We start from the raw sequence: 25045 nt of genomic DNA, 5'->3' as shown, positions 1-25045 counted from the left end.
TCTTCGTAACTAAACTGGTATTTTCCCATTTTTCTTCAACTCCTTGACTCTTTTATTATACATCAAGGTGTCCTATATTTTAATGTCTACTTTTTAGGTATCATATCAAGCGTTATTTCCGGTATTTTTTGGGAGTGTACTTTTTATTCTTCTCTTTGGCGATCCAGTACGCTTCCTGAATGCCTTTCATCATCTCGTCCAAATCCTCATCTGCAAGCTCGCCGCCTGCAAAAAGCCCCGTAACCTCTGCCATAAGCTCCTTTGCCTGTCTTGCGCCTTTGCTTCCGTATTTGGATTCAGCGTTCAGCAGAAATTCCTCGTCATCGGTAAGCAGATAGTTGACATCGACCTTCAGGACTTCCGCCATCTTATAATAGGTTTCCCTTTTTTTCGGGTAGCGGGTGCCAGCCTCATAATTCGATACTGTCCGCAGAGAAACGCCGATTGCTTTTGCAAACTCATCTTGCTTTAAGCCTGCCTTCGTGCGGGCTTCTTTTACTTTCTCACAGAATTTCATTTCATCTGACCTCCAAATTATCCCACCTGATTTGAAAATATCTTGCGTATCTATATTGACAAGCGCAAGTAAATTTCGTATAATGTCAATACGCAAGTAAGTTGCGTATATATAATACCTGAACTTGCGTGTTTTGTCAAGGGAGTTCAGCAAATTAGCTTGAACTTTTATCTACCAACAAATGATACCCGTTTTAAGGATTGAGGCGAACAGATGGGACGGAAAGATACACTCGCTGCGAAAAGCATTCGGAAAATGTATGAGCAGCTTAATTTGAATCAATCAGATATATTCTCGAAAACAAAACTGCTTCTCAGCGTATACCGTGATGTGGTCTGGATTACGCTGAGCGAATCTGCCTGTGTGAATGAGGAGCTGGCATATTACGGAGAAGAACTGAACAGCGCCCTTGTTTATTTGGAGCTGTTTGCGCCGGATACCGAGAAGCAGGAGTTTGAGAGCCGTATCAGCGCCTTGTTTGAAAACAAGTGGATGGTTGATCTGATTGATACCGCTATGGCGAAAATATATGGCTACCATAACAACGGCAGGCTGTACCACGAAATCATATCAAAAAGCTACCTGACAGCGTTTCGGTATAGACCTGTTATGAGATATAAGGAGGTTTAGGAGAGATTGAAAAGATGGTTGCTTTCGTCCCCACAATGAAATCGCTTGATAAATAATCATAACTAAAAAACAGATCCGGCTATTTGTCGGATCTGTTTTTGCACTTAGATGATAGTTTGTTTTGATTCCTTGAAAGGATAGAGTAGCATATGAAAAAACAAAAAATGTTTGCCATTTTCTCTGCAATCGCAGCAGCTGTATTTTATGCCATCAATATGCCGGCTTCCAAGGTTCTGCTTCAGCATATTGCACCAACTACAATGGCAGCCTTGCTGTATTTGGGCGCCGGTATCGGGATTGGCATTCTGTTTTTATTCAACCGAAAAAATGGTGGCGAAAATCTCAGCCGACAGGATCTTCCTTATACACTCGGAATGATCGTCCTTGATATCATTGCACCGATTTTTTTGATGTGCGGTCTTTCGTTTACCACATCGGCAAACGCCTCGCTGCTTAATAACTTTGAAATTGTTGCGACTTCACTGATCACGCTCTTTATCTTTAAAGAGATGATTTCGAAACGACTGTGGATTGCAATCGTTCTGGTGACGCTGTCGAGTGCGATTTTGTCGTTTGAAGATCTTTCAAGCCTGTCGTTTTCGTTTGGCTCCCTGTTTGTGCTGTTGGCGGCACTGTGCTGGGGTCTTGAAAACAACTGTACGAGAAAAATCTCCTCCAAAAACACCTATCAGATTGTGATGTTAAAAGGTGTTTTTTCCGGTATCGGTTCATTTCTCGTTGCGAGAGTGCTTCATGAACCGCTTCCTGCCGTTTCGCTCGGCGGGTGCGCGCTTGTATTAGGATTTGTCGCTTATGGATTGAGCATTTTCTTTTACATTAAAGCACAAAGTGTCATCGGCGCTGCAAAAACAAGCGCATATTATGCGATTGCACCGTTTGTGGGGGCATTGTTATCGTTTCTCTTTCTCAAAGAACCATTCACACCGAATTATCTGCTGGCGCTGGTCATCATGCTTGCCGGTTCTTTGATCATTGTGCTCGACACGCTTGCTGTTTCCCATGAACATGTCCATACACACACAATCGCCTGCGGAAACGATGTATCTACCGTTACGCACGAGCATCTGCACACGCATTTGTGGCATACGAACCGCCATCATCACAGACATGCATCCAACCAAGCGCTGCATGGATGAGCGGAATGATAGGGATTCGCAGAAATAAGGGACGGATTTCTTTTTGCTAGTCACAGTTTTAAAGTTCCCAGCTGATACAGTTTAATACACCACCTTCTTTGGGGATCGCATGCAATTCAACCGGAACGATCTTTTTTTGAAAAATTCGAACTGCCGTATTTTGTGCATTGGTGTCGCTTTCGATATCGAATATTGGAAGAAAAATATAACGTGATGTTTCGATATAGTTTAGATAACACCCTTTTGCATTTTCAGTTCCACATTGATCATACGGAAATTCAATCACATGAAATCCATGCTGTGAAAGGCAGCGCGCTTGTCGCTGCTCTAATCCGTTTTTCCATTCTGTTTTGTTGATTAGAACAGTGTCTTCGGATAAAAAGCGTACCATTCCGTCAGCGTGCCCAGTCAAATCTGATTTCAGAGATTCGATGATAATGATTTCCGCTTCTAAAAGTTCAGATAGTTTTGCTGTTAATACGGATCTTTTCCAATTGCTGTTTTCTAAAAAAATCCGATCGCTGATGATTGCTTTTTCTTTTGACGGCGAAAATACGACATTTCCGCCATCAAGATTGATATCTGAATATATCACCGAAAGCTCAAATTGCGAAGAAATATCTCTCCGGTAATCGGTACATCGCTGCGGCGTATCCATTGCATAGCTTGGTTCATACCGAAAAGAAATATGTGTTCCGGATCGTGTTTTTACGGGCATGTAATCTCTTGACCAGATATCTTTTGTTTGATGAAGAAAACCGAAGAGTTCCCCATGCGTCGATAATGCAGAGAATAGATTCTTCGCATCACTCAAATACTTTGGCGTGTCATTTAAAAGAGAGGAAAAGTAAAGCATTATTCACCAAATTCTTTTTTGAATTCTGTTTTACTGCCGTTAGGATATATTTTTTTACGCATTTCATCCAATTCAGCGATACTCACTTCAGGATGAAGCACCTTATATTCTTTTAAGTAAATAACAACTGCTTTATCTCCGCCATATCCGGTTTCAAAGTTATATTGACGGGAAGTATGCTCTTTTAGTTCAATAAATGAAGAAATGAGTAAATGGCTGTATTTAGCCTGCTCCTGTTTTGTGAAATCAGAACGTTCGGCAATCTTAGATAGTCCGTTTCTGACTGTTTTAAATACAATGCAGTCAATCGGCTTTTCTTTTTGGTATAGAACGCATTCATTGTAATCAAGTGGAATACCGTGTTTTTTTAATATTTCCGCTATACCATACTGTTTCAAAAATGGAACAACAATTTGGTTATTTATTAAAGCACGTGAGTTTTTAATCAAAAACGAAAACGCATAACGATCATCGGTTGATAAAACGATATCTACTCCAGAAAAACCTTTATGAATATATAATTTACCCCGACGGTTTCGCTGATGTTTTCCATAGACATCATCTTCCAAATGAATAAACTTGTCTTCGAAAGAACCTTCTTGATACAAATATGGCTCTACACGTAATAGTTCAATTGTTAGATCATTTACCCGGATTTCGTAATTGGTTAGCAGCTCTGCGCCAATTTTTTGTAATAGCTGGATGATAACATCGTTTTTGTGTGAATTGTTTTGAAGTATTTCTTCCAATTCCTTGATCATGCTTTCTAGTTTTTTCATTGTATATTCTCCTTTTATCTATTGTTTAATTTATATAAAAATATAATTATATTATTGGTATAGATAGTATATCATAAACAAAAAGACTTTTCAACAAAAAAGCTTTTCGATTCTTTGACTTTTAACCCTATCTTCATTCTATGTGAAGGCATGTTCGTTTTTTAGGACACGGCAACGTGTATGCTGTAAACATATACAAAAATTATATGATCATTACTGACAGTAAGCTGAATTTGCAGTATAATAATTGATATTATTCAGGATAGGAGTGAAGATCAATGTGCAAAACATATCTCGAAGAACAACGGCAGAAGTTGTTGCAAGTCTATTGGTTGTGGGAACAAACACTCTGTCCGCTGCTGCGTACAAAAGCATTTTCATATCCGTATTATCTGAATATTCCAGATCATTGGTATGAAAGTACGTATCGTATACTCATTGTGGGAGAAGAGGGCCGCGGAAAAAAGCAATACGATCTTCCTATCGAAAAAGTGCAGGAGTGGATTCAGGGGTATTTATCGGCACAGTTGAACGGCGAAGATCGCACGAAACGATACAAAAAGAATGGAAGCCGTTTTTGGCGCCGCGTGCAGGAAATTGATCGGTTGTTTGAAGGTATTTCCCATTCCATTGTTTGGACGAATCTGGATAAGATCCATCATTCCGGTACACAAAAATGCACACTGAGCAAACGGGAGCGGGAAAGGCTGCACAATATTTCAATATTGTCAAAAGAAATCGAGATATTGAATCCTACACATGTCATTTATTTTGGATGGTATGGATATTCTCTTCAGCAGGAACTGCCGGATGTATGTAACAAGTTGTATCCGAAAGGTCTAAGCGATCATTCGGAATGGAAAACCGAAAAAATGGCGAAGTATGTTGTTGACGGCAGACATCATATATTTACATATCATCCGAACTGGAGAAGACGGCCGAAAGATTATGAGGAAAAGTTTTTGAACCTTCTGCGTCAAACGATAACAGATTGATATGTCGCCTTAAAAAGAGATTCTTTGTTGTATACGCAGATATGATAGACAATAGGTTATGAGGTGATCAGGATGTACACAATACAGCCCAAAAAGCTGCTGATCGTTAATATTTTAGAGATTCTAAAAAAGTATACGGATGAAAATCACAGACTCAGTCAAAAAGACATCGTAGATCTGTTAAAATCCGAATACAATATGACCGTCGACCGCAAAGCAGTCAAGCGTAATTTGATGGATCTGATTGATTTTGGTTATGAAATCGAATACAGCGAATCCGTCAGAATGATGCGAAATTCGAAAACCGGACAGTTGGAAGAAAGCTATATTTTATCAGATTTTTATCTGGTGCGCGATTTTACAGACAGTGAACTTCGCCTGATGATCGACAGTCTGCTGTTTTCAAAACACATTCCCTATAGCCAATGTAAAAACCTGATCGAAAAGATCGAAGGGCTCTCCAATCAGTATTTTAAACCGCATATAAAGCATATTCAGCTGATGCCGGATATGGCGCCGGAAAATAAGCAGCTGTTTTACACCATTGAAGTGCTGGATGAAGCAATCAGCAAAGGTCGGCAGGTCGCGTTTATGTATAACGATTACGGAACCGATTTTAAACTGCACCCGCGGAAAAACAGTACCGGAGAAAATCGGGAATATATCATCAATCCCTATCAGATCGCAGCGGCAAACGGCAGATATTATTTGATTTGTAATTATGACAGATACGACGATGTTGCAAACTATCGGTTGGATCGGATTACAGAAATCCGACTGCTGGACACGCCCGCAAAGCCCGCACGACAGGTGCGAGGACTGCAAAACGGATTTGATTTGCCAAAACACATGGCGGAACATATTTATATGTTTGCCGGAGAGAGCGGCGTCGTGACATTTCGGGTAAAAAAACGTCTGCTCAGCGATGTTGTTGACTGGTTTGGAAAAGAAGTTGACTTTTTTGATGAAACGGAGGATGAGATCACTGCGAGAGTACATGTGAATCTTGCGGCAATGCGGAAATGGGCGCTTCAATATGCGCTGTATGTAAAGGTATTGTCTCCGCGGTCACTGGTAGATGGAATCAAACAAGATATTCAAACCATTGTACAGACGTATGCGGAATAAAAAATAATGGATTGTGATAAAAGCGCACCGCCTATGATTTAAAATCATAGGCGGTGTATTTTTGTATATTTGTTCATCAAAGCATTGAATCGCTGTGAAGCATAACTCATATAAAATATACGCAAAGCCGCATATGATCTTACAGTCAAAAAGCAAGATCGCGTGATTGCTGCGATGATCTCCGTTTTTTGGTACATGGTATGTGGTAAAAGTAAATATGACAGAATGGTCTTCCAGCGTATGCAAACAGAAAGGACGATGCTTTATGGATCAAAAAATATTTCAGCTGGCAGCAAGCGTTCCGGTGATGTTATTTGGTGCACCCGGAATTGGGAAAACGGCGGCAGTCACGCAATTTGCACAAGATATCGGTGCGGATCTGATTGATATTCGCTTATCGACAGAAACGCCGAGCAGTTTTGAAGGAAAAGATTACATTTGTCCGCATTCCGGTCATTTGAAAAAAGCACGCGCTTGGTGGCTGCAGCGAATAGATGAGAATAAACAAAAAGACCTTCCCACTATTTTGTTCTTTGACGAATATACGAATGCGCCGGATGCCTTACAGCAGCTTGCCTATTCTCCGTTTCATGAGCGGAGACTGCGTGGCCAATCTTTTGATTATCGGCTCAGCGACAATCGACCGGGGTTATATGTATTCGGTGCGGGAAATCGTGTGGAGGATGAAACAGGAGCGCGTGAAATGGTGTATGCTTCAAAAACGCGTGTGTTTACTGTAGATTATGAAGTTTCAGCGACAGAATGGTTGATCTGGGCAGAAAAAAATAATATCAATGCCAAAATACGAGCATTTATTTATGCAAATCCTGATGCATTGCTTGAAAAACCTGCTACCGGCACTGCTTGTCCGAGAGAATGGGCGAATTTGTCTGCTGCGATCGCATTGGGCATTCCTTATCAGGAGGCGGCGCATGGAACGATCCGCGGCGCAAATGAGCGGAAGTTTTGTGCGTTTTATAAGGACAGTACGTTATGCCCAACCATCGAAGAGATCGTGGAGGGTCGGGCAAAAAGAGTATCCTCCGTACATTTGGCATCATTTACTGTGGTGTTGGCAGCAGCGTTGAGCGAGAACGCGCAGGTAACAACATGTTTCCCTATCGTATACCAATGGATTGCAGAACAAAGTGCGGAATGCGAGATCCTTTTTGCAAAATATGCGATCGAACTTTTAGCTGAAAAACTGCTTTCCAGTCAAACTTGTCTGCATGTTTTGAATTCTGCTGCAAAAAAAATGGGGATGTATGTAAAATGAATTTCTTTCAATTGATTTGGCGCGAACCGTGGCTTGCTCCTGTCGTGCTGAATCTTCGGAATGTCATCGAAACAAAACGTATTTCGACTGCGGGTGTTACACCGGATGGAAAAACACTTTATTATAATCCGGTTTTTTGGAAGAGCTTAAGTCAAGAAGAACAGCTTGGCGTACAAATCCATGAAATGCTCCATATTGTAAACCGCCATGCAGCACGAAAGGGTGCCAGACATCATATGCTTTGGAATATTGCTTGTGACATGACCATCAACGATCAGATAAAACGTTCCGGATACATCCTTCCCTCCGGTGCATTGAGCGGTGAACAGGATACGGCAGAAGCCATTTATAATCGACTGCTGCAAAAAAATGATTTGAAGTCTTCCGGAAAACGCCATGGAAAAGCCGTGCGGTACAATGAATTCGGCGATCAGTACGACTCTGATTTCAGCAATGATTTGCTGGAGCACAATGCGGACGGAAGCAGCTGCTGTAAAGATGACTCTACCTTGGAAGCAATCGAAGATGCGCGACGGCTTGCAATGCAAGGAAACGGAAATAGTCCTTTGACCAAGCAGTTTATGGCACAAGCTGCAAAGGCGAATTGGCAAAGTGTTTTGCAAAGCATGGTGAAAAGTGCGGTTGGCGATGATATGGATTATCTTTCCTATGAATTTGATGAATTTGGGATTTGTGAAGATGTTTTTTCTGCAAAACCGCAGTCCAAAATTTGCGTGCTGGTAGATGAAAGCGGCAGTATCGATGATGATTTATATGAACAGTTTTTGGGAGAACTTTATAAAATGTCGCAGTTTGCTTTGGTATATGCCTCTGGGTTTGCCGACAATACACAACTGCACGCTGTTCCGGTAAAAGCGTATCGTCGAACGATGACTGGCGGAACAGATCTGACAATATCCTATCAACAAGCATGTGAAAAAGATTTTGATTGTATTATTGTCCTGACAGATGGCTATTTGTCATTTCCGAATAAGGAGCCCAAACCAACAATTTGGGCAATGCCCGAAAGTTTCGGGAGAAAACAGGAGGTGATTTTTTGAGGAAACTTGGAAGTATAGAATCGTTTGATGCGTTTGTTCTTGGAATCGCCGGTGGTGCAGATGTCAACAGCACTTGGAAAGGCTATCCTTTGGTACAGTTTATTTTTCGAGAACTGATGCACATTCACGAACTAAAAAACGATCAGCACAAAACCCTACTGAAAAAATATCAGGCATTGGTCATGGCTGGTGCAGATGTCACCACAATTGTGTACGGAAGTCCTGGAGATTATGATAATTTTTTTGATCTTTCAAGATATATCGTTTTGCGGCTGAAGCTGTTATCGATTTTATTAAGCAGTCGACAGGCGAAAGCATTGATTCTGCAAGATCGTTGGTATTCCGGTGCACTGCGGGAACTTCAAACCGAACTGCGGACATTGTCCAATCAGCTGGACGAAATGGAGAGTGTAGAATGAAAAAACTTGGTGCAATAAAAGATTTGGATGCATTTCGAGCAAGCCTTGCTTCTGATATAGATGTAAATCAGACTTGGTGCGGGCGACCAGTGATTGAATACTACTTTACTGAATGCATGCGTTATATCAATAGATATCGGAACGACGCGAATTGTTTTTTACAGTTTTCAATGCTGATTGAAGCAGAAGCAGATGTTTTTCCATTGTTTCAGACTGTGTACGCGGAATATGGTCTTAAAAATCTCATGGAGATTTTATATTTGGAATTGGAAATTTTAATAATTACGCTTAGCGGTATGAAAAAGATCCCTGATATCGCATTTCCCTTTGCAAAAGAACGCATGAGGCTGAAATCAGAGGTAGAAGCATGGATTCAAAATATCATCTTAACTGATGAAAAATATAATGAATAAAAATTTGAAAACTTAAATTGCTTTTTCAATCGACAGAACGTATAATGAAAATATAAAATTTGGTTCTTTGCAGTAGTGTACATCTTAAAGCATTCTTTAAGAAAGGGCAGCGAGTCGCTGCTTTGGTGATGAAACTGAGTGACGCCTTTTCGCTGACGAAAAGCGCCTACCTGATAACGCTTCAACGAATACCGATTAACTGCGTTAATAAAAGATTCGTTTTCGCTTATATCAGGATATTTTGTACTGCAAAGAACCTATTTTATTTGAGGTGAAAATAATGCTGATCAAGAAGAATCGCATAATTTTTGAACAGAGTGATATGGCTTTCGTTGAAAAATTCGGTGTTTTGGATGCTGCCGAAATGGTGATGAATTATAAAACGGTGTGCACGCTTCCGTTTGTGTATGATGCCGATCAGCTGGCGGAGTTTTTGAAAATCGGCAGAAAAGATTTTTTTGATCTGATAAAAAACTGCGATACTTGTTACCGTCCGATTTCACTTAAAAAGAAAAGCGGAACATACAGACAGATTTATGCACCGAATGATATATTAAAACGCATTCAAAAAACAATTCTTGATAAAATCCTTTCCAAATTACCGATATCCCAATATGCCAAAGCCTATCGAATGGGTGGAACACTTATTGATAATGCCGCTGCGCATATTGGCAAGCGATATGTATTAAAGCTTGATATCACAGATTTTTTCGGAAGTATTTCTTTTGAGCAAGTTTACAGTGCGGCATTTCATACAAAGTATTTTCCAAAGCAGATTGGTGTACTGCTTACGATGCTTTGCTGCAGAAAAGAGGTTTTACCGCAGGGCGCTCCTACTTCACCGGCACTTTCCAATATTGTGATGTGCCATTTTGACAATTATATCGGCAGTTGGTGTGAAGCGCGTGCCATTGCTTATACTCGTTATTGTGATGATATGACGTTTTCGTCCGATAGACCCCTATTTGGCGTTTATCAAAAAGTAAAAACAATACTTGGAGAAATGGGATTTGAACTGAATGAGAAGAAAACGCATTTTATTTTAAACACCAGCAGACAGAGTGTAACAGGAATTACAGTCAATGAAAAACTATCTGTGCCTATTCATTATAAGCGGAAGCTTCGGCAGGAAATATATTATACGCTGAAGTTTGGCTTAGTAGAACAGATTGTTCGTTTGGGTAAAACAGAGTTTTTTATGGATGCGCGGCCAAATGTCCAAAAATACTATAATCATTTACTTGGACAGATTGGATTTGTACTGCAAATCGAGCCTGAAAACAATTGGTTTCAAAATGCAATGATTAAATTAAAATCGTCATCGTTTTTACAAGGAGAAATGGAGTTGTGGAGAAGATAGGTAAGATGAGAGGTTTTTGAGCGTGCAGTTTTCTGGATCAAAGTCAAGGAAGTATACCAAATAATATCTGCTTGCATGGCTCGGTAATAAAATTGTTTTTAAGCCCTATGAGTTTGACAACTTGTATGGGCTCATTTTTATATTTGTGCAATGTGATGAAAACAAGAGAGAAAAATTGTGAATCTTTGCGGATAGATTTTTCGATAATACTATGGTAATATAAAAACAACAGAAACCGGTTTCCAAACGCATCAGGAAACGAATCGATTCCCCCGAAAACAATGAAATGTTCATTGACGGGGTTTTCTTTGGAATGTATTAGAAACCGGTTTCCAACTGGGGATAAAAGATAGAGTAAAGAAAAGAGATATCCGACGTTTATTGCGTACGGGTTTTCTTTGCAGACAAATAGAAACCGGTTTCTATACCGTGAATAAAGAGAGGAACAGGATATGAAACAGAAAATTCTAATTGATCAAGAGACTGCAGGAAAAACGTTCAAGCCGCATTGGAACCGGCTGATTACAGCAGGTCGCGCACACGAAGGGTTGTATGCGCCGTGGCGTAAGCAGCTTCGGCAAGTTCAAAAAGAAATTGGATTTTCCTATATTCGTTTTCATGGGATTTTCAACGATGAAATGATGATTTATCGTGAGGACGAAAACGGGAATCCGCAGTATAACTGGCAGTATGCGGATGATCTTTTGGATTTTCTTTTGGAAATCGGATTGCGCCCGATTATGGAACTTGGATTTACACCGACGGCAATGCGTACGGGCGAGCAAACGATTTTCTGGTGGAAAGGAAATGTGACGCCGCCGGTTCATGAAAAGTGGGAAGCACTCATCACTGCATTTATCCGTCACTGTATGGCGCGATACGGACGCAGTGAAGTAGAAAAATGGTATTTTGAAGTGTGGAATGAAGCGAATATCACACCGTTTTGGTCTGGCACACAAGAAGACTATTTTGCGCTCTATGAAATCACAGCGCGCGCAATCAAGCGCGTTGATGCGAAACTGCGTGTCGGCGGTCCGGCTACATCGAGCTCTGACACAGTAGAATGTCCATGGATTAAGGAGTTTTTAGCATTCTGTGAGGAAAAAGATCTTCCGGTTGATTTTGTTTCAACGCATCCATACCCGAATTCTTATCCGCTCTATTGTTACGGACGTCCATGCTATAAGGATGAAAACGGAACATACGATTCGTTTGTGTGGCTGAATAATGCAATCCGGGAAACGCGTTATCGCGATGCGGAAATTTATATTACGGAGTGGAACTCATCGCCGAATTGCCGGGATCTGGTGCATGACACCGCTTTCATGGCGCCGTTTATTGTACAGAACTTTGTGAAAACGATTGGCATGGTGGATATGCTCGGGTTCTGGACGTTTACCGATATTTTTGAAGAGGAAAGCCTTGGACAATCGGTTTTTCACGGCGGATTCGGAATGCTTACCGTGCAGGGACTTAAAAAGCCGTCGTACCATGGATTCTGGTTTTTGTCACGCCTTGGTGATACACTGCTCGACCGCGGTGAAAATTATATTGTCACACGTAAAGAAGATCGGATACAAGTGCTTTTGTGGAATTACTGTCATTATAACGACGTTTATGCAAACGGCGATCCGACGTGTATCTCTCAGTTGGATCGATATGGTGCCTTTTTGGAAAAAGACGATGAAACAATGGAAATTTGTTTTAAAAACCAAACAGGACAGATGCGTATGATTTCGTATTCATTTGATCAGGCGCATGGCTCGGTCTATGACAGCTGGGTCAAAAGTGGTGCACCAGAGACGCCGGACGCAGAGGAACTGCGAATTTTAAAAGGAAAATCCGAACTTGACGCACAGATTTCCCATGTGGATGCATCGGAAACGATTTCTGTTAAGATCAAACCGCATGGTGTCACATTACTGGAATTCACACCGGTGGAATAAGCTAAGTCGGTGAGAATGATATTCTATTATTTAGTGGGAGGAGGAACGAATACATTTTATTTTGATGAAAAGCGGTCAATTAAAAAATAGAAAGCAAGGAGGTAATTGTTATGCAAAAGTGGAATAAGCAAAAAAGCGGAAAAAGAATCGTAGCAGTCGTTCTGGCGATGCTGTTAGTACTTATGTCATTCCCGCTTTCCGTATTTGCAGCCGGTGCGTCGGGTGATGCAGTCGTATTTGAAGCAGAGGACTGCGAACTGGGCGTTGTTACAGTGAATGGAACGATTGTAGAAGGCATGCACAAAGCGGGTGCATATGTACAGCTCAACAACGTTGATGGCGGTGCAGAAGGCGGAGAATTTACGTTCACAATCAGCTATTCAACTGGTATGCCGGACGTCTTCAAAGCACTTTATGTCAACGGGGAATATGTTGAAGACATCGAATTTTTGCCGACAGATAATATGCTGTGGCAGACATACGGCGATATGGAAGTGACTGTTTCGCTGAAACCCGGCGCAGAAAATACCATCCGAATTGACAACGGTCCTGAGGAAAACCCATATGGATTAAATTTTGACTATTTTATAATTTCTCCGAAGGATATGGAGCATGACGGAGAACGTTTGGTTGAGTACGAAGCAGAAAACGGAATTTTGGGCGGCGGTGCAAAAGTCAGCGGCAATGCAGTCGGTGATATGCATAAGATCGGTGCTTACTGTGAGATTCCGGGATTTGACGGCGGTGCCGAAGGCGGTGAATATGAGCTGATTATTCGGTATGCGACAGATAATGATGTTTCAAAACAGGTGCTCTATGTAAACGGTGAACGTAGTGTGATAGAGTTCCCCTCCACAGGTGGATGGGATACGTATGGAGAACTGAAGGTTCCTGTGACGCTCAACCGCGGATACAACAATACCATTCGCATTCAGCGCGAGGACGGCGTAGACGAAAAAGAAACAGGAATCAATATTGATAAGTTTTCCGCATATGTGGTAGGAAAAATTACAAACGGGGATGGCCCGCGTTATGAGGCTGAATATTGCGATCTTGGTCGAGGCGCACGTATTGCATCCGATGCACAGGCATCTGAAGGCGCATATGTTGAGAATTTATCCGCAAGCGGTGCATATCTGACAGAATCGCATGTAAACGGCGGTAACGGCGGAATGTTTGGACTGACTGTTTTCTATCAGTCACAGAGCAGTACAACAAAATCACTTTATATCAATGGGGAAAAGGCTGCAACGCTTTTCTTTGACGCATCGTCAAACGGATATCGCAGCCTGACAACCAATATTTCGCTGGAAGCTGGCAAAGACAATGTTCTCACAATTAAAAATGACGAGAATACTGTGGATGTGAAAATCGATTGCTTTGAGATTTCTGAAAGCAAGCTGCTTGGCCTTTTCAAATTCAATGAAAAATACGATCAGAACATTGCAGATTGGTCTGGCTTCGGCAATGACGGAACCACATATAACGGAGCTGATTTTAAACCGGCATTGTTTGATAACGGACTTTATTTTGACGGAACGAGTGGATTTGCAAAAATTCCGGCAGAAACATCTGTCAATGGAACAGGTTTTGCTGCTTCGATGTGGGTAAAACCGGAATCGAACAAAGATCAGACCATCTTCTTGAAGACGATTGAAGGAAATCCGGCGGCATATTCTCATATGATTCGGATTCGCAATGGCGTATTTGAAGCACAGGTGTATGACGGCGATGACGTTCAGGCGCCGCAGGGAAAATTTGTAGCAGGTACAACAAAGGTTCAGTCAAACACATGGTACTTTGTGACACTGACACTCACCGATAACGGCGAGATGGCGCTTTATGTAAACGGAAACAAAGAAGCAAGTACTGTAATTAAAACGGCATGGAAAGACGGAGATATTTACCAGTTAGGCTGTGCTGCAGATCAAACATCTTATTTTAAAGGAATGATTGACGAGCTTTCGATTTATGCGAATGCGCTGAGTGAAGAGGAAATTCGTTCTTTGTGCAATACGCCTTTGAACGGAAAAACAGTCGATTTGAGTGAGGCATTTGATGCATCGTATGAATTAGACGAAACATTTACAGCAGAAAATCATGTCTATGACGGCGCAAGATTTACGGTTTCCGATCAGGAGAACAATGCAGTATCCTGCAATGGACAGGAATTGACCGGATTTGAGGGCGTGTACGATTCGCTGCGGATTTTGGGTACAGGCGGCAGCGGAAAAGTAACTGTCAACTATGTTGACCGCACAGTGGATGAATATGATTTCACGTTGTCTGAAACAGGCATTTCCAGTGCGAATATCGAGATTTCGTCTGAAAAAGTCGTCAAGAGCATTACTCTTCCAGAATCATCTGAAGTAAAACTGTTGGCAATGACGCTTGTAAAAAATCAGTTTGCTGAGGTAAGCCGTGCGGAGCGGATTATGATTGAACGGGATACGCTTCCGATGGGTGCATGGAACTACACATGGAAACGTCCGGATCATCCGCTTGGTGAAGACATCGGCAATCGCGATCGCGCAAATGCGTACATTGCAACAGATCAATTCATGGGAATGGGACTGAATGCGCCGGTGTTCTTTGAGGAACACAATACCTATGACGAAGGTCTGATGTCCGGTCCGATGGCAAATTCTCTTTGGGGCATTACAAAAGTTCCGATGTTCAACGGAATCATGCCGGGCCTTGGCGGAACGATTATCGCAGATGGTCCGACCGAAGAACAATGGGAAAACGGATATTTAAGAGAAGATCAGAAACCGCATACCGATACGCTTTATTTTGCAACAATCGGTGACGAGGAAGGCTATTCGGATGGACTTGTAGACGGTATTTCTGAATGGTTTGATCTGACTCGAAACAAATATCCGGATGTATTGGTGAGCACAAACCAGTGGGGATATCAGTGGTCAGAATCGCAGATGCGGCATTATATTCAGACCGCCCGTCCGGATTTCATTACATTTGATCATTATGCATATGACAGCGGCCCGGATTGGGATGCAGCAGCCAGACTATTAAGCAACACCGGATATTATCGGACACTTGCAATGGAAGGTTGGGATGGCACCGGTCGAGAGCCGATTGCATTTGGCCAGCATGTCAATGCAGCGGAGATTGACGGTACATACAGAACAGAGTCCACAACAGCAGCAATGCCATTTACAACCGTTGCAATGGGCGGCAAGTGGCTCAACTTGTTTACATTCTATACGCAGGGCGGATATGACGGCGGTCATTTCTTTGATGAAGACGGTAATCCGACAAAAATGTATGAGTATGGTGCAAATACGTTTAAACAGATCGGCAACCTTGAGCAGCATCTGCTTCATTTAAGAAGCTCCGGTGTCAGTGTGCTCTCCGGTCAGCATATGGTAAATGGTGCGCCGCTGAAGAATTCGATCAGTGCACCGCAGTATACACCGGCGTTTTCTGAAAACCTCACCTATTATATTAAAGATATTAAAGCGGAAAATACAGGCGATACAAACGACGGACTGCCGGGCGATGTATTGATTGGCTATTTCGATGCGATTCCGGAGGAAGAACAGTTCTTCTCCTGTGAAAATCCGAAATATTTTATGATCGTCAATCTTTTGACACTGGGTGCTGGTAATCGCGATTGGCAATGGGCACTGGAACATGGCACAAGTGAAGAAACCGCACAGGAAATCACTGTTACCTTTGAACTCCCGAGCGCTTCGCTGGCAAACAATCTGTACAAAGTCAACCGGGATACCGGAAAGACTGAGAAAGTCGAACTTACACACGTAGATGGTAATACCTATACCTATACCATCACAATCGGCGGCGGTCAAGGCGACTTGTTCTTCTTTGAAGAAGAGGACGCAGTTCATGCAGATGATGTTGTGATCACAGCAGACAAAACAGAGGCAGAGCGCGGCGAAGAAATTTCGCTCGATGCAAATGTCGATGTGAAATGGAGCGTAAAAGGCGGCGTTTCGGACACAACAATTGACGAAAACGGCAAGCTGACCATTTCGGAAAAAGAAACATCGACACAGCTTGTGGTAAAAGCAGTTTCCAAAGTGGATGGTACAAATTATGCAAAAACAATCATCCATGTGGATGCAGGTGTGACTGAGGTTACGATTACACCGGAAACCACCACTGTGACAAGAGGCGACAACTATCAGTTCAAGGCAAAAGTCAAAGGAGACGATCCGGTAGATACCGTTTTGTGGGAGGTCAAAGGCGGAACGGTCGGAACAACGATCACACCGAATGGTTTATTGACTGTGGCAAAAGATGAAACAGCAGATACACTGACTGTCATTGTAAAATCGGCAGCAGATCCAACCAAATCGGCAAGCGTAACCGTTTCCCTGTCGGATGAGCAGTATTATGCAATTTCTGTGGAGGAAACACCAAACGGAACTGTGAAAGCGGATCGCGGATCAGCGAAAGCCGGAGAAACGGTGAACCTCACCGTCACACCGGATGAGGGTTACACACTCAAAGAAGAAACGCTGATGGTCAATGGTCAGCCGATTGAGGGAACCAGCTTTACAATGCCGGCCGAGGGTGTTGTCATCTCGGCGGAATTTGAAAAAGTTGTTATTGCCGTTGACAAAACGGAACTTAAAAATCTGATTGAGCTGGCACAGTCGCTTGATTTGTCTGAATATACAAAAGAGAGTGCAGATGTACTCAAAGATGCATTGGCAGCGGCGATTGCTGTGTATGAGGACGAAAACGCACAGCAGGCTGAAATTGATGCTGCGGCAGAAGCACTCGAACAGGCGATCAACAATCTTGTTTTGTTGGATAAAGGCACAGAGAATCCGGATAAACCACCGGTACCGGATACGTCAGATACAATTCCGTTTACTCTGCCGCTGGCAGCATGCTTGCTTATGGCAGGTATCACGTATTTGATTCGCAAACGAGTAATCAGATAAGCTTCTTTTCATTCTCTTCCTTAACCATAAAAGAAAAAGCGGCGGCATGTTCCGCCGTTTTTTCTTTGAATAAATTGCGTTTTCAATCAATTTTAGATATACTCTGAATCAAAAGGAGGTTGTTTTATGAATTTGGAGGAATTTAATGCACAGTATAATCATCCGTGCAGCGAGGAAGAACAGTATGTTGCACCATCTGATCCGGAAGTTTTAAAATCACTGCAAACATTTCAGGACGAAAAGTTCGGCCTGATGATGCACTGGGGACATTATTCTCAGTGGGGAATCATCGAAAGCTGGCCGCTTGTTGATGCGGACCAAAGCTGGGCTTGGAAAGAGATTGACCGGGATACACCGATGTCTGAGTTTAAACAGCAGTACTGGGATTTGATCAAAACGTTTAATCCGGTGCGGTTTTGTCCGGAGGAGTGGGCGCAGCTGGCGGTTGACGGCGGATTTCGATATGTGCTGCTCACAACGAAGCATCATGATGGATTCTGTATGTGGGATACCAATTATTCGGCGTATAAAATCACCTCACCAGACTGCCCGTTTCATCATCATAAACATGCAGATGTCTGCCGCGCACTGTTTGATGCATGCAGAGAGAAGGGACTGAACGTTCACGCTTACTTTTCAAAACCGGACTGGCACAGCGAATATTATTGGGCCAAAGGGTTTGCAAAAGACGAATATATGACACGAAATCCGAGTTATGATACGAAAGAGCATCCTGAATTGTGGGAGAAATTCTGTGCGTTTACCAGAAATCAGATTCTTGAACTTATTCGGGGATACGGAAGGATCGAGTGTTTGTGGTTGGATGGCGGGCAGGTGTGTCCGCAGAATCATCAGGATATTCATCTTTCCGAAATCGTCAAAGAAGCGCGTAAAATCCAGCCGTGGTTGATGGTCGCAGACAGAACTGTGGGCGGTGAAAATGAGAATTTCATCACACCGGAGCAGACTGTTCCCGATCGAGCAATTTCAGTTCCATGGGAAAGCTGTATCACATTGGGCACCAGTTTTTCTTATCGCTTTGATGATGAATATAAAAGTGCCAAGACGGTGATTCATATGCTGTGCGATATTGTGGCAAAAGGCGGAAACCTTGTGCTGAATATTGGCCCGCGTCCCGATGGGAAACTGCCGCAGAATACGATTCCGATTATTCGTGAGATTGGAGAGTGGCTTAAGGAAAACGGATATGCGATTTACGGAACGCGCCCGGTTGTACCATATCGGGATCAAAATATCGCGTATACATCAAAGCAAGATGAAATTTACGCCATTTATCTGCCACAGGATGGACATAACACCCTTCCAGATCATCTTGTGTTTACGGTGTTTGCTCCGGTTTTATGCGTATCATTCCGCGGGGAGAGTCTGCCGTTCACTTGTGACGGAACAACTCTTACCGTGCATGTTCCTGACAATGTTCCAACCAGCAGTGCTTATGTATTTACGCTGAAAAAAGGTTAGACATCATAATAAAAGCAAACAGCATACAAAGAAAAACTTTGTATGCTGTTTGCTTTTGTATAAAGAGAATCAACCGTGCCGGCAGTAAAGAGAATTTCAACGATGAGAAAGAATCAGCTTGGCGTTCGGTGAAAAACACTCTAAAATAAAAGAAAGCAAAAATCAACACAAAAAAGAGTATTTGCGTATTGCGTTTTGTCGTATATTTATGTAGACTTGTATTAACAGAGCAGGAATAAACCTGCCTTTTTGAAAACATTGACTGTATTTCAGAAAGAATCATAAAGACGGAATACAGGCAAGATGGAAAGGAGTATGTTATAAATGGGACTTATTAAAGCAGGAATCGGCGCATTAGGCGGCGTTTTGGCAGACCAATGGAAAGAGTTTTTCTACTGTGAAGCCATTGATAAAGAAGTACTTGTTGTAAAAGGAAAAAAACGAATCGGAAATCGTTCTTCTAATACGAAAGCGAGCGATAATATTATTTCAAACGGTTCTGCGATCGCGGTGGCAGACGGTCAGTGTATGATTATTGTCGAGCAGGGCAAAGTGGTTGAGGTTTGCGCAGAACCGGGCGAGTTTATCTATGATTCGTCAACAGAGCCGAGCATTTTTGCCGGAAATCTCGGTGAGAGCATCATCTCTACCTTTATGACCATCGGAAAACGGTTCACCTATGGCGGTGATACCGGCAAAGATCAGCGTGTATACTACTTTAACCTGAAGGAAATCGGTGACAATAAATTCGGTACGGCAAATCCGATTCCGTTCCGCGTGGTTGTAGACGAAAATACCGGTATGAATTTGTCGGTGGATTTGCGCTGCAACGGTGTGTATTCGTATAAAATTGTGAATCCACTGTTGTTTTATACCAATGTCTGCGGAAATGTTGCCAACGTATTCGAACGTTCCGAGATTGACTCGATGCTCAAAGGCGAGTTGATGACTGCGCTGCAGCCGGCGCTGGCACGTATTGCGGCACAGCGCGTCATGTATTATGAAATCCCCGGCCATACCACGGAGATTGTCGCAGCGCTTCGCGATATCCTGTCCTCTGAGTGGCGCGAAAAGAGAGGCATTGAAGTCTTTTCGATGGCACTCAATTCTGTTTCGGTTCCTGAGGAACAGCGTCAGAAAATCACACAGTGGGAAGAAAATATGATGCTGTCGAATCCGAACTTTGCAGCGGCACATTTGGTTGGCGGTCAGGTGAGCGCAATGAACAAAGCGGCAGAAAATACAGCGGGTGCAATGACCGGATTTATGGGCATGGGCATGGCAATGAATGCAGGAGGCGCCAATCCGCAGGGATTGTTTGCGATGGGACAGCAGCCAGCGCCCGCGGCTGCTCCGGCTCCGGCTTCTGCACCGGCAAATGCTTGGAAATGCAGCTGCGGTGCAACCTCTACAGGAAATTTCTGTCCGGAATGCGGTGCGAAGAAACCGACGGACGAAGGCTGGGTTTGTGCATGCGGAAATGTAAACAAGGGAAAATTCTGTTCAAACTGCGGTGCGAAAAAGCCGGCAGGAATGCCGCTTTACCAGTGTGATAAGTGCGGCTGGAAACCGGAGGACCCGCATCATCCGCCGAAATTCTGTCCGGAATGCGGCGACCCGTTTGATGAAGCAGATCAGCAGTAATAAAGGCTGCTTTGATGCAGAGAGGAGTGAATATTGTATATGGCGGATTTGCAGGAATATAAGTGCCCATGCTGCGGCGGTGCCATTCAATTTGACAGTGCGCTGCAGAAGATGAAGTGTCCGTATTGTGATACGGAATTTGAGATGGAGACACTCAAGGAATATGATGCAGAGCTCAAAAACGATACAGAGGATGATATGCAGTGGGAAACTGCTGCGGGCAGTAAATGGAGCGAAGGAGAAACGGACGGACTTCGGACATATATCTGCGAGTCGTGTGGCGGTGAAATTATCGGTGACGAAACAATGGCGGCAACCATGTGTCCGTACTGCGATAATCCTGTTGTAGTGATGAAGCAGTTTTCCGGTATGCTGCGTCCTGACTGTGTGATTCCGTTTCAGCTTGACAAAACGGCGGCAAAAGAGGCGTTTAAACGGCATCTGCTCAAAAAACGGCTGCTGCCGAAAGTGTTCAAGGAGGAAGCGCACATTGATGAAATCAAAGGAATCTATGTCCCGTTTTGGCTGTTTGACACAGATGTGCAGGCAAATATCCGTTATCGTGCAACGCGTGTACGGTCTTATAGTGACGCACGGTATATTTACACAGAAACGAGCTATTTTTCAGTGCTTCGCGGTGGCAGAATCGGATTTGACCGTGTTCCGGTGGATGGTTCTACCAAGATGGCGGATGATTTGATGGAATCGCTTGAACCATATGATTTTCGCGGTGCTGTGGACTTTCAGACCGCGTATTTGGCAGGATATCTGGCGGATAAATACGATGTGGATGCACAGCAGAGCAGCGGAAGAGCCAATGAACGCATCAAGCATTCAACAGAGCGCGCATTTGCAAATACGGTGACCGGATATGCCACAGCCGTTCCGGAGTCGAGCAATATTCATCTTTCAAACGGAAGATCATCATATGCACTGTATCCGGTGTGGCTTTTGCACACAACATGGAACGGTCAGATGTATACGTTTGCTATGAACGGTCAAACCGGAAAGTTTGTGGGCAATTTGCCTGTGGACAAAAAAGCGGCTACCCGGTGGTTTTTTGGATTGGCAGGGATTTGTTCTGCTGTTGCATATGGCGGCGCGTGGCTTTTGTGGCTGCTTGGTATATTATGAAGGAGGCTGCATGATGAAAAAACGATGGATCGCTTTTTGCCTTGTGCTGGCTTGCTGTTTGTTTGCCGGAGTGCCGGTACCTGCAGCGGAAAGTTCCGCATTGGATGAAGAAATCACACAAGTACAGGAAATGACCGGAAATGATACATATCGGCGGCTGATGGATGAAGCAGATCTGCTGACAGAGGCAGAAGAACAACAGCTGCTTTCTGCATTGGATGAAATCAGTGAACGGCAGGGAATGGATGTCGTTGTCGTCACGGCATACAGTTTAGGCGGAAAGTCTGCGCAGGATTTTGCGGATGACTATTTTGATTATAACGGCTATGGACAGGGAAGCAGCAGAAGCGGCGTGCTTTTGTTGCACAGCCCGCAGTATCGTGATTGGTGGATTTCCACGCGCGGTGCAGGCATCACAGCGTTTACGGATGCCGGAATCGATTATATCGGAAAGCAGATCACACCGCTGCTTGCAGACGGAGAGAATGCAGATGCATACATGATGTTTGCACAGCAGTGCGATCGGTTTATTACACAGGCGAAAACCAGCCAGCCGTTTGATGTCGGTACACTTCCGCGCGCACCGCTGCCGCTGTGGAGTATTCTGGTCTGTATTGGAATCGGCTGTGTGATTGCTGCTTTGATTGTCGGCGGAATGCGGCAGCAGCTTCGTTCCGTACGGCTTCAGCCGGCGGCAAATGATTACGTCCGTCCGGGAAGTATGCAGGTCACACAACACAATGATATCTTTTTGTACCGGCATGTCAGCCGGCGGGCAAAGCCTCAGGGAAGTTCAAGTTCGGGCGGCAGCAGTACGCACAGAAGTTCTTCGGGTGCAACCCATGGCGGCGGAGGAGGAAAATACTGAGCGGTACAGTTGTTGTCTAGGCGACAGATTACACATAAAAAAGGGTGGTATCCATGATACGGATACCACCTTTTTGCGTATGGGGGGATTTCATGCATCAAATTACAGTGAAACGTACAGGGTTAGTTTGACTGCGGGAAGAACGGCCGCAAAGCAGCTGCAACGCCGGAAATCGGCATGGTCTGAAGCCAGACTTTTCCCGGACCTGTCAAAACGGTGAGAAACAGTCCTTCACCGCCGAAGAAAATGTTTTTTACGCCCGAAACCTGCTGGATATCGATCGAAACACTCGGTTCGAATCCGGCAACATTGCCGGTATCCACAAGAATCTGTTGTCCCGGTGCCAATACATATTCTACAAGTTCGCCGTCAATTTCAGCAAATGCCATACCATTGCCGGACAGCCGCTGCATGATGAATCCTTCGCCGCCGAAGAATCCGACACCGATTTTTCTGTTGAAATGAACCGACAGCTGTACGCCCGATTCAGAAGCGAGAAATGATTTCTTTTGCAGAATCATATCGCATCCCGGACGAATTTGAATGGGCATAATACGGCCCGGAAAGCTTGAGCCGAATGTGATCATGGCGTCACCCTGCGCGGTATAAATATTCTGAAACAGATTTTCTCCCGAAAATGCACGCGAAAAAATATTTCCAAAGCCGCCGCCGGAAGTTTGCATATTGATGTTGGGTGACATCCATACCATGGAGCCGCTTTCTGTAATCATAGACTCGCCGTTTTGCAGATGACACGTAACGATCGGAAAGGAACCACCTGAAATTTCATACTGCATATGTATGACCTCCTCTAAAATACCTATTGAGTAAGTGTTGTGATGAGTTTATTGTATCATAGTTTTTCGATACTTTTCAATAAAAAATTCGTATTTGCAACATCAAAAATGATTGACTTTTTTATTTTGCGGTGCTATCGTAAGGATAGCAAAGCGGATCAATTTCGCATAGAAAGGGAGAAGAAAAATGAACAAAAGAGATCGTGTGATGGCGGCGCTCCATGGAGAAACGCCGGATCGGATTCCGGCGGCATTCTGGTTCCATTTTACCGGAGAACGTACATTCGGACAGTCGGCAATTGATGCACATATCGACTATTTTAACCAATGCGGCTGTGATATCATGAAAATCATGAGTGATCATTATTTTGATTATGCGGCATCAATGGAGATTCACACACCTGCGGACTGGTACCGATTAAAACCACTCGGAACAGATCATCCGTTTTATGCGGAACAGATTGTACGTGCAAGAGAGATTGCGAAGGCAGTGAAAAAAGACGCATTGGTGTATTACACGGTATTTGCACCGTTTTCCTCGATTCGTTCCGGATATGGTGATGCGCGTGTTATGCAAATGATCAAAGAAGATCCCGATGCGGTGCTTCATGCATTAGATGTCATTACAGAAGATACGCAAATGTTCATGAAAGCGCTGTTTGATGCGGGGGTAGACGGCATTTACTACAGCGTGCAGGGCGGCGAGAAAAGCCGTTTTTCCGTGGATGAATATCGGCGGCTGATTACACCGTCGGATAAAGCGGCGCTTGACTATGCGAATACATTGGGGGATTTGAATATTTTGCACTGCTGCGGATGGGCAGGGGAGCAGAATAATCTTGAAAACTGGAAAGACTATCGTGCAGCTGCAGTAAACTGGGCTGTTTATGTTGAAAAGATGGGATTGCGTGAAGGACGGGCCTTTTTTGAAAATGTCCGGTGTATTCTCGGTGGTTTTGATAATACGCCCGACGGCATTTTGTATCGTGGCACAGATGAGGAAGTTCAGGCGGAAATTCGCCGTCTGTGTGAAATGAATGGACCGAGCGGATATATGATCGGCGCAGATTGTTCGATTCCTTCGGATACCTCGTATGACCGTATTCGCATGGCTGTATCTTACCGATAAATTTTCTCAATTAAAATAAAAAAGCAGCACGCTGTTTCAGGGTGCTGCTTTTGTTTTTAAAATCATAAAAAAGATATTGACAAATGAAATTTTGTATGGTATTATAAATAAGCTTTCACAAGAAGATTCGGAGAGGTGTCCGAGTGGTTTAAGGAGCCGGTCTTGAAAACCGGTGATCTCGCAAGGGACCGTGGGTTCGAATCCCACCTTCTCCGCCATTTTGGCCGAATTCCGATTTCGGTGAAAAAATTGAATCGTTTTATACGACGTCACGAATGGAGAAGTACTCAAGTTGGTGACGAGGCGCCCCTGCTAAGGGCGTAGGTCGGGTAACCGGCGCGGGAGTTCGAGTCTCCCCTTCTCCGCCATAAGAGGGCACTAAAAAAGATGCCCAAACGAAAAGCCTTGATATATCAAGGCTTTTCGGCATTTTCAGGGCAAGTTTTTCAGCATAGATTCTATAGATGCCAAACGGCAAAAATCCTATACTGACAGGACTTGAACCCACAAATAGCAAAAA

Annotated in this window: 20 protein-coding genes and 2 tRNA genes; 18 read left to right on the top strand and 4 right to left on the bottom strand. The window is 43.6% G+C overall.

Annotated elements, in window-relative coordinates; translation table 11 throughout:
• Positions 1–112: 112 nt before the first annotated feature.
• Positions 113–517, bottom strand: a complete 405-nt coding sequence (locus H6A12_RS11720) for a helix-turn-helix domain-containing protein (RefSeq protein WP_196854496.1) — start codon at positions 515–517, stop codon at positions 113–115.
• A gap of 213 nt (positions 518–730) precedes the next feature.
• Between H6A12_RS11720 and H6A12_RS11715 the strand changes: the two genes are divergently transcribed.
• Entirely contained in the window at positions 731–1147 is a 417-nt protein-coding gene (locus H6A12_RS11715) for a hypothetical protein (RefSeq protein ID WP_204448127.1), read from the top strand.
• Positions 1148–1296: 149 nt separating this feature from the next.
• Entirely contained in the window at positions 1297–2304 is a 1008-nt protein-coding gene (locus H6A12_RS11710; RefSeq protein ID WP_204448125.1) for a DMT family transporter, read from the top strand.
• 58 nt (positions 2305–2362) lie between these two features.
• Here H6A12_RS11710 and H6A12_RS11705 read toward each other — a convergent pair whose 3' ends face one another.
• Both H6A12_RS11705 and H6A12_RS11700 read right to left on the bottom strand, forming a co-directional pair.
• The gene (locus tag H6A12_RS11705; RefSeq protein WP_204448123.1) at positions 2363–3160 is read right to left on the bottom strand and encodes an agmatine deiminase family protein; all 798 of its coding nucleotides are present in this window, start codon (positions 3158–3160) and stop codon (positions 2363–2365) included.
• Positions 3160–3939 carry a hypothetical protein gene (locus H6A12_RS11700; protein WP_204448121.1) on the bottom strand — a complete coding sequence of 260 codons (780 nt, stop codon included), beginning with the start codon at positions 3937–3939 and terminating at the stop codon, positions 3160–3162. The genes H6A12_RS11705 and H6A12_RS11700 overlap by 1 nt, the downstream gene beginning before the upstream one ends.
• Before the next feature lie 278 nt (positions 3940–4217).
• Here H6A12_RS11700 and H6A12_RS11695 point away from each other — a divergent pair, with 278 nt between their 5' ends.
• From H6A12_RS11695 to H6A12_RS11635, 13 genes are all read left to right on the top strand, one after another.
• Positions 4218–4934 (top strand): hypothetical protein, encoded by a 717-nt coding sequence (locus H6A12_RS11695; protein WP_204448118.1) that lies wholly within the window; start codon positions 4218–4220, stop codon positions 4932–4934.
• A 72-nt stretch (positions 4935–5006) separates the two neighbouring features.
• Positions 5007–6062 (top strand): helix-turn-helix transcriptional regulator, encoded by a 1056-nt coding sequence (locus H6A12_RS11690; protein ID WP_204448116.1) that lies wholly within the window; start codon positions 5007–5009, stop codon positions 6060–6062.
• Between the two features lie 265 nt (positions 6063–6327).
• On the top strand, positions 6328–7338 hold the full coding sequence (locus H6A12_RS11685) for an AAA family ATPase (RefSeq protein WP_204448114.1): 1011 nt from the start codon (positions 6328–6330) through the stop codon (positions 7336–7338).
• The gene (locus H6A12_RS11680; RefSeq protein ID WP_204448112.1) at positions 7335–8399 is read left to right on the top strand and encodes a vWA domain-containing protein; all 1065 of its coding nucleotides are present in this window, start codon (positions 7335–7337) and stop codon (positions 8397–8399) included. Before H6A12_RS11685 ends, H6A12_RS11680 begins: the two co-directional genes overlap by 4 nt.
• Entirely contained in the window at positions 8396–8818 is a 423-nt protein-coding gene (locus H6A12_RS11675; RefSeq protein WP_204448110.1) for a hypothetical protein, read from the top strand. Before H6A12_RS11680 ends, H6A12_RS11675 begins: the two co-directional genes overlap by 4 nt.
• Positions 8815–9231 carry a hypothetical protein gene (locus H6A12_RS11670; protein WP_204448107.1) on the top strand — a complete coding sequence of 139 codons (417 nt, stop codon included), beginning with the start codon at positions 8815–8817 and terminating at the stop codon, positions 9229–9231. Before H6A12_RS11675 ends, H6A12_RS11670 begins: the two co-directional genes overlap by 4 nt.
• 280 nt (positions 9232–9511) lie before the next feature.
• A complete protein-coding gene (locus H6A12_RS11665; protein WP_204448105.1) occupies positions 9512–10591 on the top strand; it encodes a retron St85 family RNA-directed DNA polymerase in 1080 nt (359 codons plus the stop codon).
• A 452-nt stretch (positions 10592–11043) separates the two neighbouring features.
• The gene (locus tag H6A12_RS11660; protein ID WP_204448097.1) at positions 11044–12537 is read left to right on the top strand and encodes a GH39 family glycosyl hydrolase; all 1494 of its coding nucleotides are present in this window, start codon (positions 11044–11046) and stop codon (positions 12535–12537) included.
• A 110-nt stretch (positions 12538–12647) separates the two neighbouring features.
• Positions 12648–17471: a LamG-like jellyroll fold domain-containing protein gene (locus tag H6A12_RS11655; RefSeq protein ID WP_204448095.1), complete on the top strand. Its 4824-nt coding sequence runs from the start codon at positions 12648–12650 to the stop codon at positions 17469–17471.
• Positions 17472–17597: 126 nt separating this feature from the next.
• The gene (locus H6A12_RS11650; RefSeq protein WP_204448092.1) at positions 17598–18953 is read left to right on the top strand and encodes an alpha-L-fucosidase; all 1356 of its coding nucleotides are present in this window, start codon (positions 17598–17600) and stop codon (positions 18951–18953) included.
• A 324-nt stretch (positions 18954–19277) separates the two neighbouring features.
• The gene (locus tag H6A12_RS11645) at positions 19278–20597 is read left to right on the top strand and encodes an SPFH domain-containing protein (RefSeq protein ID WP_204448090.1); all 1320 of its coding nucleotides are present in this window, start codon (positions 19278–19280) and stop codon (positions 20595–20597) included.
• Between the two features lie 39 nt (positions 20598–20636).
• Positions 20637–21731 (top strand): hypothetical protein, encoded by a 1095-nt coding sequence (locus H6A12_RS11640; RefSeq protein ID WP_204448088.1) that lies wholly within the window; start codon positions 20637–20639, stop codon positions 21729–21731.
• Between the two features lie 10 nt (positions 21732–21741).
• Positions 21742–22599 carry a TPM domain-containing protein gene (locus H6A12_RS11635; RefSeq protein ID WP_204448085.1) on the top strand — a complete coding sequence of 286 codons (858 nt, stop codon included), beginning with the start codon at positions 21742–21744 and terminating at the stop codon, positions 22597–22599.
• Between the two features lie 122 nt (positions 22600–22721).
• On the opposite strand, the gene H6A12_RS11630 is transcribed toward H6A12_RS11635, so the two are convergent.
• On the bottom strand, positions 22722–23396 hold the full coding sequence (locus tag H6A12_RS11630; protein ID WP_204448083.1) for a TIGR00266 family protein: 675 nt from the start codon (positions 23394–23396) through the stop codon (positions 22722–22724).
• Between the two features lie 187 nt (positions 23397–23583).
• On the opposite strand from H6A12_RS11630, the gene H6A12_RS11625 reads away from it, so the two are divergent.
• The 3 genes from H6A12_RS11625 to H6A12_RS11615 all read left to right on the top strand — a co-directional run bounded on the left by H6A12_RS11625 (position 23584) and on the right by H6A12_RS11615 (position 24893).
• Entirely contained in the window at positions 23584–24525 is a 942-nt protein-coding gene (locus H6A12_RS11625) for a uroporphyrinogen decarboxylase family protein (RefSeq protein ID WP_204448081.1), read from the top strand.
• Between the two features lie 129 nt (positions 24526–24654).
• Positions 24655–24743: transfer RNA gene (locus H6A12_RS11620), tRNA-Ser, on the top strand.
• Between the two features lie 59 nt (positions 24744–24802).
• Positions 24803–24893, top strand: a tRNA-Ser gene (locus H6A12_RS11615).
• Positions 24894–25045: the final 152 nt, after the last annotated feature.

The organism is Merdimmobilis hominis, assembly GCF_016901855.1.
Taxonomy (GTDB): domain Bacteria; phylum Bacillota; class Clostridia; order Oscillospirales; family Ruminococcaceae; genus Paludihabitans.
Note: the sequence above shows the minus strand (reverse complement) of the source record. Positions and strands in the feature narration are given on the sequence as shown.